The sequence below is a fragment of the Stutzerimonas sp. LR2 genome, from assembly GCF_055755175.1.
In genome coordinates this window covers 1-559 of the sequence record NZ_JBVTRR010000101.1, presented here as the reverse complement: position 1 = coordinate 559, position 559 = coordinate 1, and the positions used below count along the sequence as shown (strand labels likewise).

Here is a 559-nt window from a genome sequence, read left to right as displayed (position 1 = left end):
CATGGGAAAAACATGCCAAGAATGAATGCGGTCTTGATCCACATCTCTTATATGCTGTTGCTTTATGGGAAAGTAAGCAGCGTGCCGGTGGCGGCGGTTATGTCGCCCCAAGTCCGTGGGCACTGAATAATGCAGTTTACGGTGCCTACTATCCAAAAAATTACGAAGATGCGAAACGTGCGCTTAAGCGCTACATGGCTGCATCTAAAGTTACCGATATCGGTATCGCCCAGGTCAACTATCGCTGGAACGGCAGGTACGTCAGTAAGCCAGAAGATCTTCTGGATGTAGACACTAACATTCGGGTTGGTGCGAAAGTGTTATGCAACGCAATCAAAAACTCCCCGGATGACATCGTTTTGGCCATTGGTAGTTATCACACTCCGAACCCTGAACTGCGTGAAAAAGCGCGGAACTATGGAACGAATGTGCTCAGGATCTGGAAGAGGCTGATTGAAAATGGTTAATGAAAATATCTCCTTATTGAGCTGTGCAGCTTCTCTGGAAACGCGTGCGCAATCCTTTTTCCGCAGTCCATTTGTACTGTCTGAAGATGACC

Annotated in this window: 1 protein-coding gene; it reads left to right on the top strand. The window is 47.4% G+C overall.

All coding sequences use genetic code 11. The features are described 5' to 3' along the window. The coding region (locus tag ACVRRC_RS22265) for a transglycosylase SLT domain-containing protein (protein WP_472997619.1) at positions 1-467 on the top strand (467 nt) is incomplete at its 5' end. Positions 468-559 lie beyond the last annotated feature (92 nt).